This window comes from Paraburkholderia sp. J67, assembly GCF_905220265.1.
Classification (GTDB): Bacteria; Pseudomonadota; Gammaproteobacteria; order Burkholderiales; family Burkholderiaceae; genus Paraburkholderia.
In genome coordinates this window covers 38,910-53,876 of sequence record NZ_CAJMZK010000016.1, presented here as the reverse complement: position 1 = coordinate 53,876, position 14,967 = coordinate 38,910, and the positions used below count along the sequence as shown (strand labels likewise).

Below are 14,967 nucleotides of genomic sequence, written 5' to 3'. Positions count from 1 at the left end.
AGTTGTCTGCGCACGCCTTTCATTTCCCCTCCTGCTGTTCCTCCGTCCCGTTCTCGTGCGGTAAGTTTGCGGCCATCTTTGGCATCGCGCACTTCGACTCGTAAACATGCGTCTTGCTTCCGTCGCACGTGCCATGGGTACAATCGTCTGTACATGCGACCGTTGCTTGCGTCGTTTCGCGATTTGCTGGCGTGTTTGCTCGTCAGTAATTGGCAAGTTTTACTGTCATTTATTTTAGAAATTTTCTTTGAAAAGGCAAGGAGCGCTGTGAGCGAAGAAGCAACGGCCTGGTCCAGCATTGCAGCGCGTGTCGTTCGTAGCGTTCTTGCGAGGAAGGATGTTGGCTACGCACAGCTCTCTGAGGGATTGGCTGCGCTCGGCGTCGTGGAGAGTGAGCGAGGCCTCGCGTCCCGGGTCTCACGTGGGCGTATCAAGCTGAGCCTCTTGCTTCAGATTTTCGAAGTTACCAGCGCGAAGGTACCTCCGCTTTGGGCGCAGGCGTGTGCGCTCTCTGGTCCGTGGGAAAGCCGTGCCAGTGCGGTCTGTGCTGCTGAGCTGTCGTGCAATCCCATCGTCACTGTTGAGGAGTTGGCGCGACGGATGATTGTTCTCGGCGCTGACTTATCCGAGAAGACGCTGGTCACGCATTTGCGAGCCGGTACGATTTCGCTTCCCGAATTTCTGCAGAGCCTCGTCGCGCTGAATAGCCGGAGTCTGGAAGGCTTCGTCGATTTCGAAGACCTGGTTGCTGTCGCGCGAATGACGTCTGTCACGTCCCTTTCCTAGTCCCGTCACCGCATTGTTCCTTGCTCTTTTGGTGTGCTCTCCTAGAATAAAAATCAGCGATTTTTACTGCTTTCTATGAGCCTCGCCTGACGCCTCTGCACGCAAGCTCTGGCTCAGCGGGGATGGACCTGGCTTGCGGGTCCGAAGGAGCGTGCCATGCCTATTTGGAACATTGCCTCCGTTGCGACTGAGCCCGAGGTGTCTCTCCTCCGATGGCGCGTTCTTGAGATAGACGACGGTACTAGGCACTTTGTTGGGCTTGACGACCGTAATTTCACCGGCCGCGTCAGTTCGGCCATCGTCGCATTCGATTTGGCAACGCAACGCGGGAAGACGCTCTCGAACCGCGTCTATCAGCTCGTGGGGGACCCTGGCCACGCGGATAACGCCGACTACGTGTGGCAGGAGTGGTGCGCGGTAAACCAGGTGAAGTCCTTCTCTGATGTCACGAAGCAGCTCCTGCTTGGCGCTGTCGACGACGCTCCTGAATGAGCCGGAGCGTCTGTGGGAAGCGGAAGGCGAGCCAGGAGGGCGGCGCATGGCAGCGAACGATGTGCCCGATGATTTTCCTCGGGACAATTCAACGGCAGTGGTGTCTGGCGCCGGACCAAAGCTATGTGTTCGATTGGTCGACGGAATCTACACGGCTGCTTTGTCGAACGAGGAGCGCCGCGAACGCTGGATTATCTGTGAATCCCTGACGCGGCAACTCGCAACTGTTGCTAAAAAAGACGCCCGCGCGCATCCGGAGCATTCTACGGAGCAGACAGTTGAACGCGTGAAGTCGGCGGTATGCGCCCAAAGGTGGCTATCGTCCGATGAACTTGAATGGGTCGGTAGGCGTCTTCTTTTTCTGCTAATTAGTTAAGCATTCCGAACTAAAGCGGGGTGATGTCGTGGCGCAAAACTCTTCTCGTGCGACGGCCAAGTTCGACGCGAATCGCTCTGCCGAGGTAGCAGCGACGATGTTTCTCGATTTCGACGGCTCAATGCATGTCGGGAGGGCATCCATGGACGAGCATCGCGTGATTACACTCGACACCGGCCGCCCCTTATTCGAATTCGCCCCCTTGCTTATAGAGTTGCTCAAGCCGTATCCCTCTGTTCGATTGGTGCTGACAACTTCGTGGCTGATGACCCTGACGCAGGAAGAGGTGGTCGCACTTATGCCGAGTGAGCTTGGCCGACGCGTGGTGGGTACGACGCAATTTGTCCCATCACGCTTGAGCTACATTCTCAATGGGACGGACCGAACTTACGTCATCTGGAAGTACGCGTGTGGCAAGCGGCTTAAGCACTGGCTTGCTGTCGACGATGCAGTCTATGGCGCAGATGAATTCGGGCGTAAGCGCGGCGAGGTAGACGAGCACTTTCTTTTGCTTAATCCGCTGCGAGGATTGAGCGATGACGCGGCACTTCAGCGCATCGCAGAATGGCTTGTCGAAGTGCATCGCTGATTCGGAACTGTCCGCCTCGACGCATCGCTGGCAGCGAATGCTTTCAGAGAGGCCGACAGGCCTACTCGTTCACGAGCACCCCTAGTGTGGTTTTAATCGAGTGTGCGAACGACTGCGACGTACCCGCGCCTCAGCAGGCTATTTCGCGGTGCGAAGAAAGTACGACGATTGGCTTACCAGCGGGTACGAGATTCCGCGACGGAGGCGGTCAAGGCGCTTGTCGATATTGAGATAGAAAAGAAGGGAAGTCTTCGCGAAATTCGGGAAGAAAACATCCTTGTGCAGCTCATGGACCTCATGGGGCACAGCTCTATGGCATCCATTCGACCTTATCTCGACATTGAGCTTCAGGCTAGGTACGCACGAAGGCATCGACCATCCTAACGAGCTGTGGCCACTGCTTGTTGCGGTGGCATCAACGCTGCATAGTCGTCAGTCGTCCTTTCCCAACTGATGGTAATGATTTCCGCACAGACCGTTATACTCCTGTTCCTCAGGTCCGAGATGAGCGCTGCAGACCGCGCAACGCTCATGCTCCGGGCTCGTACCGCAAGCAAGGCACACCCCCTCTTCAACCATATAAGTCTCGCGACCGCATTCCCAGCACGTGGCAAGCGGAGCGTCGGCGCCGTCTTTCACTGAGAGGTAAGTCTCATAGGAAAAGTGCTCTTCAAGCGCTTTATCCAACATGTCGTCGACTGTAGATATTTCGCCACAGACCATGCATTTGAATTCCATCTCCAGAACTGGCTCGAACTCTGGGTCGACAGGTTTTAGAAGGGCGGATTCACATGTCGGACAGCGTAACTCCGCAGCCATGCCGTGCATCGCATCGCTACCCCAGTCGATGTCTTCGATGGCCTGTTTGCATTCATCGCGCTCCTTTTCGTAGACGTCAGCAGTTGCGAGAAGAACGTTCCACGTCTTAATGCCGAGGAGGTCCGCTGGGTCGTGGGACAGCTCGTTCGTTAGAAAGTCACGAATTATTAGGAATGACCCAGCGACTAGCTCCTTGATTGCGCCGGGCGACTCGGTCGTCAGATAGTGCTCAACGTTATTTCTTATCGTGTTCACTTTCTCGAAAGTCACCATGTCGACTTCGATACCAAGCGACTTAAATCTCTCCTTTATCTGCTGAACGTCGACGGTTTTCTTGCCTTCTCCCTTGAAGAAGACAGCTCCGCTGGGAGACAGATGAGGAGAAAGTTTTTGCTTGATGAGCGCTTCTTCTGAGCCAGGCGAGGACAGCAGCCGGAGCTTCTCTTTGAAAAGCAGCAGCACTCCAGCCGTTATGTTCCGCGTTGCGGAGAGCATCCGACGCGGGTCGGTAGACTCGAAGTCCTCAACACCAATCTGAATTGATTGAACAGCGTTTTTCAGTATCGTGTCCATAGCTGGTTCCTATGATAAGTGGGCTTCGGCAGTGCAGTTCGTCAGCTCTTGCTTTGTCTTCGCCGCGCAGAACGAAGGCGCACTGGTGCGCGAGGTCGCGTTTCGGGCTGTAGCCGAGCATTCAACCTGGTCAGCTTCTTCCTTGGCGCAGCAACTCCCGAATCTTCGCTGGTTGCTACTTCCGGCAGCAATATCTTCCAGCATTTAATTTCCGACAGTTCTTCTCCGAGTTGCGCTTCGAATTCTCGCAGCCTAGTCAACCCCGGCAATTCTTCGACTGCGCGTGCGATGAGACGGCGCGCCTCGTGGTCGTCGCCAGCCTGTCTGAACGCCTCCGCAATGGTGAGAAGTCCAGCTGCACCTAAGAGGCTTCCGACATTCAGGCGCTTGTCTCGGTAACGGAACTTGGAATACGTGTCGAACAAGGCTTCGCAGGTCTCTGCTGACCACGGTGGCTGTCGACCTTCATACACGTACAGGAACAAAGCCTCTGCAGACTCTGCCTCTAGGTCGCCCAAAAATGTGCCGAGCCTGCTGATTGCCTTTTCTCTTTCGTTGCGAGGAAGGTAATGCGAAAACCAGTAGTGAAGCGTGACCAACGGACGACGTTGGTCGGGCTTCGCTAGGCCTGGCAGCAGGCTGTCAATTTTCTCGGTGACCTTGCGGATGTCTGTGATTAGCTTATCGGGATGGAGCAGCTGCTGTTCCACTTCAAGGAGAAATGCATTCAGATATGCATACGCCCCGTCGGTAGTAAGAGGAACCGGATTGTGAATCCACATACTCGGCACCAGCGGCATCCTTAGTAGATTTGGAAAATCACTCTGGTAGTCGTATTCTTCGCGCTCGCTCCTCGGCGCGCGCCTGACGAACTCATGAATTACGGCGCGTGCTACTCGCGCCAAACCTTCGAAGGTCAGATGTGGGCTGCCGTCGACGTGCGCTACTTCTGCGAGCGAGTGGGGAGAGGCGAGCAATCCAGGGATTGCTTTGAGGGTATGTATGTAACCGGAGCGAATGTCGTACGCGTTCTTTAGCGCAATTGTCAGGTCGCTCTTTCCCGGCGGAGAGCTTGACTTCGCTGCGTCATCACGAAAGAACTTGGCGCCCACGTGGTCCAAAGTGAACTCTCGAAACCGTCGGCTCAGTGCCACGTGTTCGCCGCTGAGAATCGCGCTTCGTACAGCGTTCGCTGTATCAAAGTCAGCGTCTTTCAGCGCCTCGTCGACTGGCTTGCGCTTCCGCTGGTCGAGGTCTTCCCATACAGGAGCGGTGCCGTGGAACTTCTGGACAAGAGACTCTATCGCGGCGATGAAGAGCGTGTACGCAAGGTCTAAATCGTCGGATAGCCGGTGAAGAGCCGTGACGTATCGTCGAATCGCGCTCATCGCAGCCGAAAACGATTTGCGCTCCAGGCTAAGTAGGTCAGTGAAGAAGTTCGCCAGGCGAGACTCTGCTTCCGGGTCGTAGCTGGCCTCAATATCGAATGTCTTCGACACATAGTTTCGCGGTAGCCGGCGGATGCCGAGAGGAGGGCGCTGCGAGGTGAGCAGTCTCACCGCTAGGTCGTGGTCCGGTGTGAACAGCCGTTCGAGGGAGAAGGATGCGACCGCCGCGAAGTCATTGACGAACGTATCCGGGCCGACCGACAAAATGGCGCCGGCTGCCCACACATTGGGCTGGCGTTCGACGACTTCGCAAACGAGAGTCTGGACGTCCCTCCACTGCACGGCGGCCGACAGCGTGCCGGCTGGCGTGGTCATGCAGTCATCACGAAAAACCCGGAAGTTCGAATACAACACGCCGCGGTGAATTGTCTCCCGCGTGTCGTCGGTGTTGAAAAATTTCCCCGTGCTGATTTGGAGCATTGAGTTGTTCCTTATCTTTGTTGCACTTCCGGTTTTCCTTCTTCGCCGCGCGGTATTCCGCCCGCGTCAATCTTGTTCGATATCCGGCGTGCTCTTGCGCCGGACCCGGGGTGGTGTCAGTCGCGATAAAGGCGTCTGACGTTCCGGCAGCGTCGGCTGCGGCAGCGCAACCTGCAACCCTCTCAATCGCTGGCAAGCACGAAGCGCCGCGACAAGCGTTTCGATGGTCCCTGAGCCGTCACGCTCGAACCGCTGGTAGGTCCGTAGCGGGATATCGGCCGCCGCGGCGAACTCCGCTTGCGACTTGTTCTGGCGAATGCGCTCAGCCCGCAAACGGTCGCCAATCTCATGAACGATTTCACTATCACTCATACTATCGAATCCAGCTATCTCATAGGTATTCATTTCCATTCCTGTGGATAACCATGTATCGCGATGATAACACGCCATATTTGGCGTAGAAAAAGTTATTAATTGACACTCGTTGATTCTTCAGCTTAAAGTGATTGCAGTCAAAACTACCTTTTTCCTTACAACAACGATGACTGAGAGTAAACCTTACCGTGTGCTGTCGCTCGACGGGGGAGGCGTGCGTGGCTTGTACAGCGCGGTGCTTCTGGCCGAACTCTCACGCCGTTTCGCGGCGCAGGATGGCGCACCCGAATCGCCGGATTTCGACTTGGGTGCGCAGTTCGACATGATTGTCGGCACGAGCACCGGCGCGATTCTCGCCGTAGCGCTGGCGTCGGGCGTGTCGCTGACGAAGGTTGCGAAGCTGTTCCGCGAAAAGGCCGCGGGCATCTTTCAACATCCGGTTCCCGAGGGCAAGTTGGGGTTGATGGGATGGATTTCCAGACATCTCTGCAAGCCGGCCAATACTCCCGAGGCGCTGCAAGCTGCGCTCAAGGAGGTGCTTGGCGACGAGACGGTGAAGCAGATGTACGACCGCCGGGGCATTGCCGTTTGCATCCCTACTTTGAACGTCGAGACGAACAAGGCCTGGGTGTTCAAGACGCCCCATGCAGAGCGGTTGCATCGCGACGACAACTACAAGCTCGTCGACGTCTGCATGGCGTCCGCGGCTGCGCCTATCGTATTTCCGCTGAAACCCATCTCGAAGCCGGGTGACGAAAACCAGACGAACTGGTTCACCGATGGTGGCCTGTGGGCGAACAACCCTGCTCTCGTCGCGCTGACCGAGGCGCTGACGATGGCGGAGCCTGGCCGGTCGATTCAGCTGATGTCCGTCAGCACTTGCCCGCCTTTCAAGGGCAAGACGCTCAATGGGAATGGCGGGGGGCGCGGGTTGCTGGGGTGGAGGGGTGGCCTTGGCATTGTTGAGGTCGCGCTTGACGCACAGTCCTTCGCCTACCACTACGTCACGCAAGCCGTTGCGGATACAGCAAACCGCCCGGTGGAATACGTGAGGCTGCTGGACGCCGACGTTCCCGTCGAGCAGGCAAAGCATCTTGGTCTGGACAATCCCAGCAAGGCGACCCTTGAGCTGCTGACGCGCTTGGCTCATGACGCTGCAGACAAGAATATCTCTGCAGCCACTGCGCAAAAAAATCCTACGCACCCGCTCATTCGCGAATTCTTTCGTGGAATTCAGCCTACTAGCGAACCGAGCCAACCTAATAGCGAATCGAACGCAACCGAGTCTGGAGAACAATAATGGCGAACGTCAATAAGCAACTGCTTGCCTTTTTCAAGTCGGAAGTCGCGCTGACCGAGGCGACGAAGTCGGACATGCGCAAGCGCCGCCATAGCTGCGAAAACCGCCTTGAGCGCGGTCTGGAGCGGAACAAGAAGCCGACGGTCGACCGATACGTCAAGCAGGGGTCGTATGCCATGCACACGATGGTCGAGTCGAACTCCATCACGTCTGATATCGACAATGGCGTGGTCTTTCATGAAGACAAGCTCGTCGGCGAGCGCGGCGGCAAGTATTCGGCCTATGATGCGAAATGCATGGTGCGCGATGCGTTGAACTATGACAACTCGTTCGTGCGTGCGCCCGAAGTCCTCAAAAACTGCGTGCGCGTGTACTACGCGGATGGCTTCACCATCGACATGCCCGTCTACCGTGAAACTGGCGAAGGTGACTCTGCGAAATATGACCTTGCCGCGGCCGATTGGAAGCATTCTGACCCGGAGGCAGTCACCGAATGGTTCCAGAACAACGTTGTGCAAAAGAGCCCTGATACCGTCGATGGACGACAGATGCGTCGCATGGTTCGCCTGTTGAAAGCATGGTCGAAGAGCCGCTCGTCTTGGGCGTTGCCCAGCGGCTTCGTTCTGTCGATTCTCACAAACGAGGTGTATCCGCGCGGCGGGTATCCCGACCGCGAAGACCATGCGCTCTTCCAGACGGTGCAGTCCATGCGTAACCGTCTTCGCTATAACAAGACGGTCTATCGACCGGTCCCTCAGTATGAAGCCGTCACGAAGTCGGCGGCGGACCCGAACATGGTCAGCCTGTACGAGAAACTCGATGAAGCAGTCGACCGCCTCGCACCGCTGAACGACAGTCAGGCTTCCGACCTCGAGGCCCTCAAGGCGTTGAAATGGTTCTTCTGCACCGAGTTCTTCGACGAAGAAATCGAAGACCTCGAGAAGGCAGAGAAAGAGAAGGCGAAGGCGCAGTTCGTCTCCACTGAGTCCCGGCAGCCGGCAGGTCCCGTTGTCAAATCGGGCGGTGAAGGACGGTATGCATGAAGCCGTGACGGAGCCGATTGCTCCGGCCGTTATTCCGTCTCCAACCTTCGGGCTCCTCGTCGGTCGATGGCCAGGCACTCTTGAGGTGGATAGCGCCACGCTTGCACGCCTGTATCCGGGCCGACGCTTCTCGTGCGGCTGGCGCATTCCTGCCACTGAGCTGGGGCTGCCTGAGCCGCTCATCGTGGCGCTGGAGCGCGAGCATGCTTTCGAACTGCCGCGAGTCGCGGTCGGCAGACGGCCCGAGCCTTGCGAAATGCCCCATCTGGAATCTGATGGGGTGTTTTGCTTGTTGCCGTCGTCTACGCCAGTGCGGCTCCCCGTTACCGGCGAGCTTGCCGTTCACCTGGTGGAGCAGGCAGTCCGGGCATATCTTGATGCCCAGGCTGGGGCTAACCATAAGGACTTCCTCGACGAGTTCCAGACATATTGGACGTTGGGTAACTCAGCCATGCGCGATGTCTTCGCGTGGCTGGGCGACTTCACGCAGACGAGGACTATCTACACGGCGAATATGGGGAAGAGCGTGATGGTCGCCGACTCCGCCGATGGAATCGAGGACTGGTTCAAGAAGCGAGGCAGCCCGGTTAAACGTAGGGACATCCGCAAGGCGACATTTGTGCGCCTGCGTGAGCCGCTCTATCCTGATGACTATCCGTCGAACTCCGCGGAGTTGCTGGGCCTACTTCGCGACCGTTGTCCCGAAGCTCTGGAACTGGTGCTTTCGTCAATTCGTATGGGCGAAGATACCCTAATCGTGTGGTGTTTTGAGCATGATGGCCAACCCGTGATGGGCGCGACCTTAACGCCGGTGTTGCGGCGATTTCCGCACCCTCTCAACCGCGGGCAGGCATTCTTGTCAGGACGACATCGTTTTCGGGTACCCATGGAATTGCTACATGCTCGGCTAGTAGAGGCGAGGTTTCCAACCTCTCGCGCTACGGTCGTGCGGGCAGATAGCGACTTCCTCGTCGAGCGTACGACGGGGAAGGTCGATGGCGCTGTTCGCACGCTCAAGGTTGTCGTCATTGGTTGCGGAGCACTGGGCGCAGCGACCGCGCTCTTGCTCGCGCAGGCAGGCGTGCGCGAGCTGACCTTGGTGGATGGCGACCTGTTGACCTACCAGAACATCGGTCGGCATTCGTTGGGCGCGCATTACATCGGCTGGAACAAAGCGGAAGCGCTGCGCCACGAAATCAGTGCGAGGTACGTGGACTATAAGGTGCACGCATCGCCATGCCGATGGCAGCATGCAGTTCGTGAAAATGCCCGTTTTTTCGAGCATGCAGACCTCATCATCAGCGCGACCGGAGACTGGCTTTCCGAGGCGGAACTCAATGACCTGCTGGAGAAGGGCGATGTTCCACCGACCATCTTCACGTGGCTTGAACGCTTTGGAGTTGCGGGGCATGCGACATTCGTCTCTGCAAACGCATCCCTGCTGTGGGCATTGAATGAATATGGAGAGGCCACTCGGCAAGTTGCGAAAATCACCGGCGATATGCCGCGGGAAGCTGCATGCGGCGCGTTCTATCAACCGTTTTCATCTGCTGCGTCAGCTGAGGTCGCAGCGATGACCGTCCGTCTTGCGTTGGCCGTTGCAACGGGGGAAGTAACGACTGGGCAAACATGGACGTGGATTGGTGCGTACGAAAACCTTCTGCGTGCCGGTGCTGAGATTCTTCCAATCTGGCGCCCGCATGTGTTTGATGGAGACGGTTTCCAGAAGGTGTATCGCAACCAGCTTGTCGCCCCTTCGAACGAGGCAGGGCAGGTTCAATGAGTAAGTGCTATCAGACCGAGTTCGGCGTAGTCGAGTTGGCTGACGAAGTCCTCGAGACGCTCAATCGCCATCGGCAATTGGAGAGCATTTCGCCCGAAGCCGGCGGCCAGCTCTTTGCTCGCTTCGAGGCCGACAGGATGAGAATTCTGCGAGCGACTGAGCCGACGTTGAAGTCGCGTCGAGGCAGGACATATTTTTGGCCATCGAGGCGCGACGAGCAGCGGGAGATAGAGTCCTTGTATGCTGAGGGGCTTCATTACGTCGGAGACTGGCATTCGCATCCCGAACCGTACCCGGAGCCGTCGTCCGACGATATCGAAAAAATAGAGGGCATCTACGCTAAGTCGAAGCATGACCTGAACTGTATCGTGATGCTCATTGTGGGAACCAGCGACGAACCCGAGGGAATCTGGTTCGGTAGCGCCTCAAAAGCGGGGGTGCATCAGGCTGAGCGTGCCGAAACTCGACCTGCAGATGGTGGTGGCGGCAGGCGCGAGCGAGCTGGCGTCTTGCGCTCCAAGGCGAAGCATCGCTAACGCTCTGTTATGCACAGCGCTATTGCAGATGTAAAAATTGAGGTCGCAACGATTTCCGTTGCGACCTCAAAAGGCACTGGCCGGTGGGGTACGAGGTTGAAGAGACAGGATGTCGACAGATTGACTCGCATTGTTGCGAATCGGACTCGAATATCTCTATACAAAAACCTTTGAACTCGTGGGGATTTGATAGGGCTGATGTGATTTAAATATCCATCAGTAAATAGAGGCATTTTTTCTATGATTTCCTCTAAATTCAAAATCACATAGGGAGCTGGCTTCGCAAGTCTGTTTGGGGTGTTATAAATGTTCTTGTCACACGTCGACTGCGCACACCGCGACCGACGTTAGAGCCGCCCCAACCGAATGAAGGGCTCCGGTGAGTGACCGCTAGCGCGGACGAGGTGTGACCGGTAGCGCGCTGGGGAAATCCGTACTACGGGGATGGGTCCTGAGAAAACGGACGCGCTGGCGAAGCTAGAGGCGCGGGACCCGAAATAGTCTGGCGGAGCTGTCATGGCGGAAGGTTCGAGGCGTTAGCCTCTAGGGACCCTATGCTCAATCAAGAAAATCTACGCTTAAACCTAAAGAAAAATATGTTTACTTTAGGATGGGGTTTTTCATGCCCTTGGCGTACATATCTGGTTATTCCGCGCAAAGCATGTCTCGAAAGTTGCTCTCTCGGGAATAACCGGCATCGCTCAATCGAGTATCTTCTCAGGGGCCGCTGCGCGGCTGCCTACCAGAGGGAGATGTGTGAGAGCGCATTGATTCTGCATCGGTTGAACGGCAGTTGGCGTTGGCTGCATGCGAGTGCCTCGACTGCCTTTCCTGATAAGCATAGTCGTCAAGGAGAAGCGGGGCAAAAGCGTCCGCTTCTGCAGTGTGTTGATGACCCGAGAATCCCCCGAATGCGCTGCACTATTCCTACGTCTTGCCGTTCTCAGCGCGAATATCACGCAAATCCGATATCGTGACCGCGACTGACGGCGGAGAATTTTCAAACTATGCGCATCGTTCCACTTGCCACCGGTGATTCGCGATTCCCGACGTTGTTTTGTTTGCCGGGTGCAATGTGTAGTCCGCTCGTCTATGCACAAAGTGCTGCAGCCTCGGGTCTCAATGCCAAGGCACTCGCATGGCTCGAGGACGAAGGTGCATTCGACCTGTATTCCATCGCGAATCGTATCGTTGACGCGATTGCCGGCGAAGGCGACGTAATCCTTGTCGGGCACTCGCTAGGTACGCCGCTCGCAATTTTGACGGCGCTAGCGGGAGCGCAGCGCGAGGGCGTGGCTGTGAAGGGCCTCGTACTATCGAACAGCGGTGCAAACACGAAGGGCCATGGAGACGCCGGCGCCATCGTCAGGCGCATAAAGGCGGAGTGGGGCGAGCCGATGTGGGACGCATTCGTCGGTCGGTGTTTCCACACCACGCCTGACGAGCGGTTGCTGGATGAGATTCGCGAATACCCTGCGCGCCTGCAGAGTCACTCGGTCGCGGAAGCAATCCAGAGCCAAATGGAAATCGACCTGCTTCCGTTACTGGGCGAGCTTCCGGACGTGCCCGTTGCCGTCGTGCACGGTCAACATGACGTCGCGAGAAGCTTGGCGCACGCACAAGAGCTGGCTGGAGGCATCCAAGGGGCGTCACTGCATGTCCTGGCGACGGGACATACGAGTTGTGCCGAGGATGCTCTCGCATTTGCCGAGATAATGCGTGGGGTCGGCGAGGAGGTTACGCGACGAACTCGTATTGCTTCAGGTCGGCAAGCGGTGTGAGCATTTCCGGCGCAAACGGCTCCATCGCATGATTTCCGCGCAACTTTTGCGGCCAATCGGGGTTGGATAGCGCGCCACGACCCAAGGCGATAACGTCGGCGTCCGTCGACGCTAAATCAACCGCGCGCGCTGCGTCATGCAGGCTTCCGTTTGCAATCACGGAGACGCCCGGCGCAAGTCGGCGTGCGAGGGCTGCGAGTGACATACCCGCTCCGCCAAACGCGGGCTTCCAGGCCTCGTATTCGGTGACGTGGATATAGCTCATGCCTGCGTCGACCAGGCTTCCAAAGATGACCTCTGCCGCTTGTTCACGCTCAGGCCACTTGTGAAAGAAGTCGTTCACCTTGCCCTGTGAGATACGCACGCCAACTGGCACGCCATCGCCGAGCGTTGCTCGCACGCGTTTCGTCACCTCGACGACGACGCCCATTCGCGCTGCAATGTCGCCTCCCCAGCGGTCTGTACGGAGGTTCGTATAGTCGGTGATGAACTGGTCGAGCAAGTACCCGTTTGCGCCGTGAATCTCGACGCCGTCAAATCCAGCGTTATTGACCGCTCGCAACGCTGCAGAACCGAAGCTCTCGATGACGTCCGCTATTTCCTCATCCGACATTTCGCGCGGGACAGGGTATTGCCCCTCTCCGCGATAGAACTTCATTTGCTCACCTTTCGGGCGGACCGCAGAAGGCGCGATGGTGCCATTCCGATACGCGTTGCCTTGCGATAGCGCGCCAGCGTGCTGGATTTGCGCAATCACCTTGGTGCCCGCCGAGTGGACTGCAGCGACTACCTGCTGCCAGCCCTCCGCCTGCCCGGAATTCGCCAGTCCCGGCTGATAGGCATAAGTCTGCGACCATGCATCGTCGATGAAACTGCCCTCGGTAATGACGAGGCCGAAACCACCGCGCGCGAAGCGACTGTAGTACCGCGCCATCTTCTCGGTTGGCACGCCGTTGGACGTCGCGGTCACCCGCGTCATCGGGGCCACAGCCAGGCGGTTGGCCAGAGGCAGGCTGCTGATGCTGGTTTGCTGGAAAAGCGTTGAGATATCCGGTTCCATCGTAGGCTCACAATCGTGTTTAACGATTGTCAATATAATCACGGGTGTAACCGGCGTATATCTCTGGTTATGATGCGCCTGTATAACGAATTTCGTTACATTATGAATATCGACGACATTGCTGTCTTTGTTGCCGCCCAGGCAGGCGGGAGTCTGGCTAGCGCCGCCCGGCAGCTCGGCATCACAGCGATGGCGGCCTCCCGGAAGCTGGCGTCACTCGAACAAGAGCTGGGTGCGAGGTTGATGCACAGGACGACGCGTGCCGCCTCATTGACCCCAGAGGGCGAAGATTTTCTGCCTCTTGCACGGACCATGCTCGACGCGGCCGAAGAGGCACGCGGTATCCTCGCTCCGACCGGCCGCAGTGCGCAGGGGCGTCTTCGCGTGACAGCTCCGGCGGCGTTTGGGCGCCTCGGCATCATGCCGCTGATACCCAGCTTGATGCGCGGGCATCCTGAGCTTCGCATCGAGTTGCTGATGAGCGACGAGGTCATTGACCTGAACAGTGCAGGCATCGACGTAGCCATCCGTATCGCACCGCTGCGTGACTCTGAACTCGTCGCACGTCCGCTCGCTGTTAATCCGCGGGTGCTTTGCGCGTCTCCAAGCTATCTCGCGGAACACAGGGCACCGCAGTTGCTGTCAGATTTAACCGAGCACGAATGTCTTGCGCTTTCAAATATGCCGTATTGGCCGTTCGTCGATGGCAAGCAGGAACGGTCGGTTCGTGTCGACGGGCGATTTGTGTGCAGTAGTGTTGAAGGCGTACGGACTGCCTGTGTCCAAGGCCTCGGTATTGCGCTACTGACCGTCTGGGACATCCAGCGCGAACTCAGCGACGGCACGCTTGTTTCAATAGGCCTGAGCGACGTGCAGCCACAAGAACTCTCCATTTGGGCGCTACTGCCCACGCGCAAATACGTTCCCCAACGCATTCGGGTTTTTCTGGATGCACTGGAGCGGTCGCTCACAGATATGCAGGGAGGGGCGTAACTGCCGTGATAAGTAGCGGCTATAGCGCGGAGATACGGACTACCTGCGACCCTTTAGCGTGAACGGTGCGAGAAGCGATTGAACGTCCACGCGCTGTCCTTGCAGTAAGAGCAGTCGCGCGTGCAGAACGGTATTTTCCAAAACTAGCTTCGCGGTGCTGAGAAGATACAGGGCATGGATATCGGAGGCCGGCATGCCCTCTTCGACGACGTGGTGCCGTTCCACGAGCGCACTCATCACGAGGCGCCTGAGTTCTTCCTCGCCAAACGGTAAGTCCGCATAGTCTATGGGGTCCTCGGCCTCGACTTCGCGCAGCATTTCAACCAGGGTGTCGGTGCTCACTTGCATGTGTAGCTCCTTAACGTCGGGTCGCGAAACACTTTCAGGCTAACGGCTTCCTGGTCTGGTGTCCAGTGGTCAAACAAATTCGGCTGCGGGACACGGCCCGGCGCGAAATTCTATTAATCGGGGTGTCGATGCGCCGTAGCTATGCAACTATCTTTGGTGCTTGCACCTAAGAAGTCTAGTGCGTGACTTTCTGGCGTTCTTTAGAGAGGAAGTTACACGTGGTCCACACCGCGCGAATTGAACAG

Annotated in this window: 15 protein-coding genes; 10 read left to right on the top strand and 5 right to left on the bottom strand. The window is 57.2% G+C overall.

The window, feature by feature from the left end:
• The first annotated feature begins 153 nt into the window (after positions 1 to 153).
• The 4 genes from U5782_RS25375 (at position 154) to U5782_RS25360 (ending at position 2,243) form a co-directional block, all read left to right on the top strand.
• A complete protein-coding gene (locus U5782_RS25375) occupies positions 154 to 786 on the top strand; it encodes a DUF6471 domain-containing protein (protein WP_322046647.1) in 633 nt (210 codons plus the stop codon).
• A gap of 156 nt (positions 787 to 942) precedes the next feature.
• On the top strand, positions 943 to 1,278 hold the full coding sequence (locus tag U5782_RS25370) for a hypothetical protein (RefSeq protein WP_322046646.1): 336 nt from the start codon (positions 943 to 945) through the stop codon (positions 1,276 to 1,278).
• A gap of 46 nt (positions 1,279 to 1,324) precedes the next feature.
• Entirely contained in the window at positions 1,325 to 1,654 is a 330-nt protein-coding gene (locus tag U5782_RS25365; RefSeq protein ID WP_322046645.1) for a hypothetical protein, read from the top strand.
• A gap of 28 nt (positions 1,655 to 1,682) precedes the next feature.
• Positions 1,683 to 2,243, top strand: coding sequence for an HAD domain-containing protein (locus tag U5782_RS25360; protein ID WP_322046644.1), 561 nt, complete (start codon positions 1,683 to 1,685; stop codon positions 2,241 to 2,243).
• 432 nt (positions 2,244 to 2,675) lie between these two features.
• On the opposite strand, the gene U5782_RS25355 is transcribed toward U5782_RS25360, so the two are convergent.
• The 3 genes from U5782_RS25355 to U5782_RS25345 form a co-directional block, all read right to left on the bottom strand.
• Positions 2,676 to 3,635 carry a hypothetical protein gene (locus U5782_RS25355; protein ID WP_322046643.1) on the bottom strand — a complete coding sequence of 320 codons (960 nt, stop codon included), beginning with the start codon at positions 3,633 to 3,635 and terminating at the stop codon, positions 2,676 to 2,678.
• Between the two features lie 41 nt (positions 3,636 to 3,676).
• Positions 3,677 to 5,503 carry a hypothetical protein gene (locus tag U5782_RS25350; protein ID WP_322046642.1) on the bottom strand — a complete coding sequence of 609 codons (1,827 nt, stop codon included), beginning with the start codon at positions 5,501 to 5,503 and terminating at the stop codon, positions 3,677 to 3,679.
• A 66-nt stretch (positions 5,504 to 5,569) separates the two neighbouring features.
• Positions 5,570 to 5,908 carry a helix-turn-helix transcriptional regulator gene (locus tag U5782_RS25345; protein WP_322046641.1) on the bottom strand — a complete coding sequence of 113 codons (339 nt, stop codon included), beginning with the start codon at positions 5,906 to 5,908 and terminating at the stop codon, positions 5,570 to 5,572.
• A gap of 79 nt (positions 5,909 to 5,987) precedes the next feature.
• On the opposite strand from U5782_RS25345, the gene U5782_RS25340 reads away from it, so the two are divergent.
• From U5782_RS25340 to U5782_RS25320, 5 genes are all read left to right on the top strand, one after another.
• Positions 5,988 to 7,178, top strand: coding sequence for a CBASS cGAMP-activated phospholipase (locus U5782_RS25340; RefSeq protein WP_322046640.1), 1,191 nt, complete (start codon positions 5,988 to 5,990; stop codon positions 7,176 to 7,178).
• Complete coding sequence (locus tag U5782_RS25335) at positions 7,178 to 8,221, top strand: cyclic GMP-AMP synthase DncV-like nucleotidyltransferase (RefSeq protein ID WP_322046639.1); 1,044 nt, start codon at positions 7,178 to 7,180, stop codon at positions 8,219 to 8,221. Before U5782_RS25340 ends, U5782_RS25335 begins: the two co-directional genes overlap by 1 nt.
• Entirely contained in the window at positions 8,214 to 10,004 is a 1,791-nt protein-coding gene (locus U5782_RS25330; protein ID WP_322046638.1) for a ThiF family adenylyltransferase, read from the top strand. The genes U5782_RS25335 and U5782_RS25330 overlap by 8 nt, the downstream gene beginning before the upstream one ends.
• On the top strand, positions 10,001 to 10,540 hold the full coding sequence (locus U5782_RS25325) for a Mov34/MPN/PAD-1 family protein (protein ID WP_322046637.1): 540 nt from the start codon (positions 10,001 to 10,003) through the stop codon (positions 10,538 to 10,540). The genes U5782_RS25330 and U5782_RS25325 overlap by 4 nt, the downstream gene beginning before the upstream one ends.
• Before the next feature lie 1,007 nt (positions 10,541 to 11,547).
• Positions 11,548 to 12,321 carry an alpha/beta hydrolase gene (locus U5782_RS25320; RefSeq protein WP_322046636.1) on the top strand — a complete coding sequence of 258 codons (774 nt, stop codon included), beginning with the start codon at positions 11,548 to 11,550 and terminating at the stop codon, positions 12,319 to 12,321.
• Here U5782_RS25320 and U5782_RS25315 read toward each other — a convergent pair.
• Positions 12,278 to 13,381: an NADH:flavin oxidoreductase gene (locus tag U5782_RS25315; RefSeq protein ID WP_322046635.1), complete on the bottom strand. Its 1,104-nt coding sequence runs from the start codon at positions 13,379 to 13,381 to the stop codon at positions 12,278 to 12,280. The genes U5782_RS25320 and U5782_RS25315 overlap by 44 nt on opposite strands.
• 102 nt (positions 13,382 to 13,483) lie before the next feature.
• Between U5782_RS25315 and U5782_RS25310 the strand changes: the two genes are divergently transcribed.
• On the top strand, positions 13,484 to 14,374 hold the full coding sequence (locus U5782_RS25310; protein ID WP_322046634.1) for a LysR family transcriptional regulator: 891 nt from the start codon (positions 13,484 to 13,486) through the stop codon (positions 14,372 to 14,374).
• A gap of 39 nt (positions 14,375 to 14,413) precedes the next feature.
• Here the strand turns inward: U5782_RS25310 and U5782_RS25305 are convergent, their stop codons facing one another.
• Positions 14,414 to 14,722 (bottom strand): hypothetical protein, encoded by a 309-nt coding sequence (locus U5782_RS25305; protein ID WP_322046633.1) that lies wholly within the window; start codon positions 14,720 to 14,722, stop codon positions 14,414 to 14,416.
• Positions 14,723 to 14,967 lie beyond the last annotated feature (245 nt).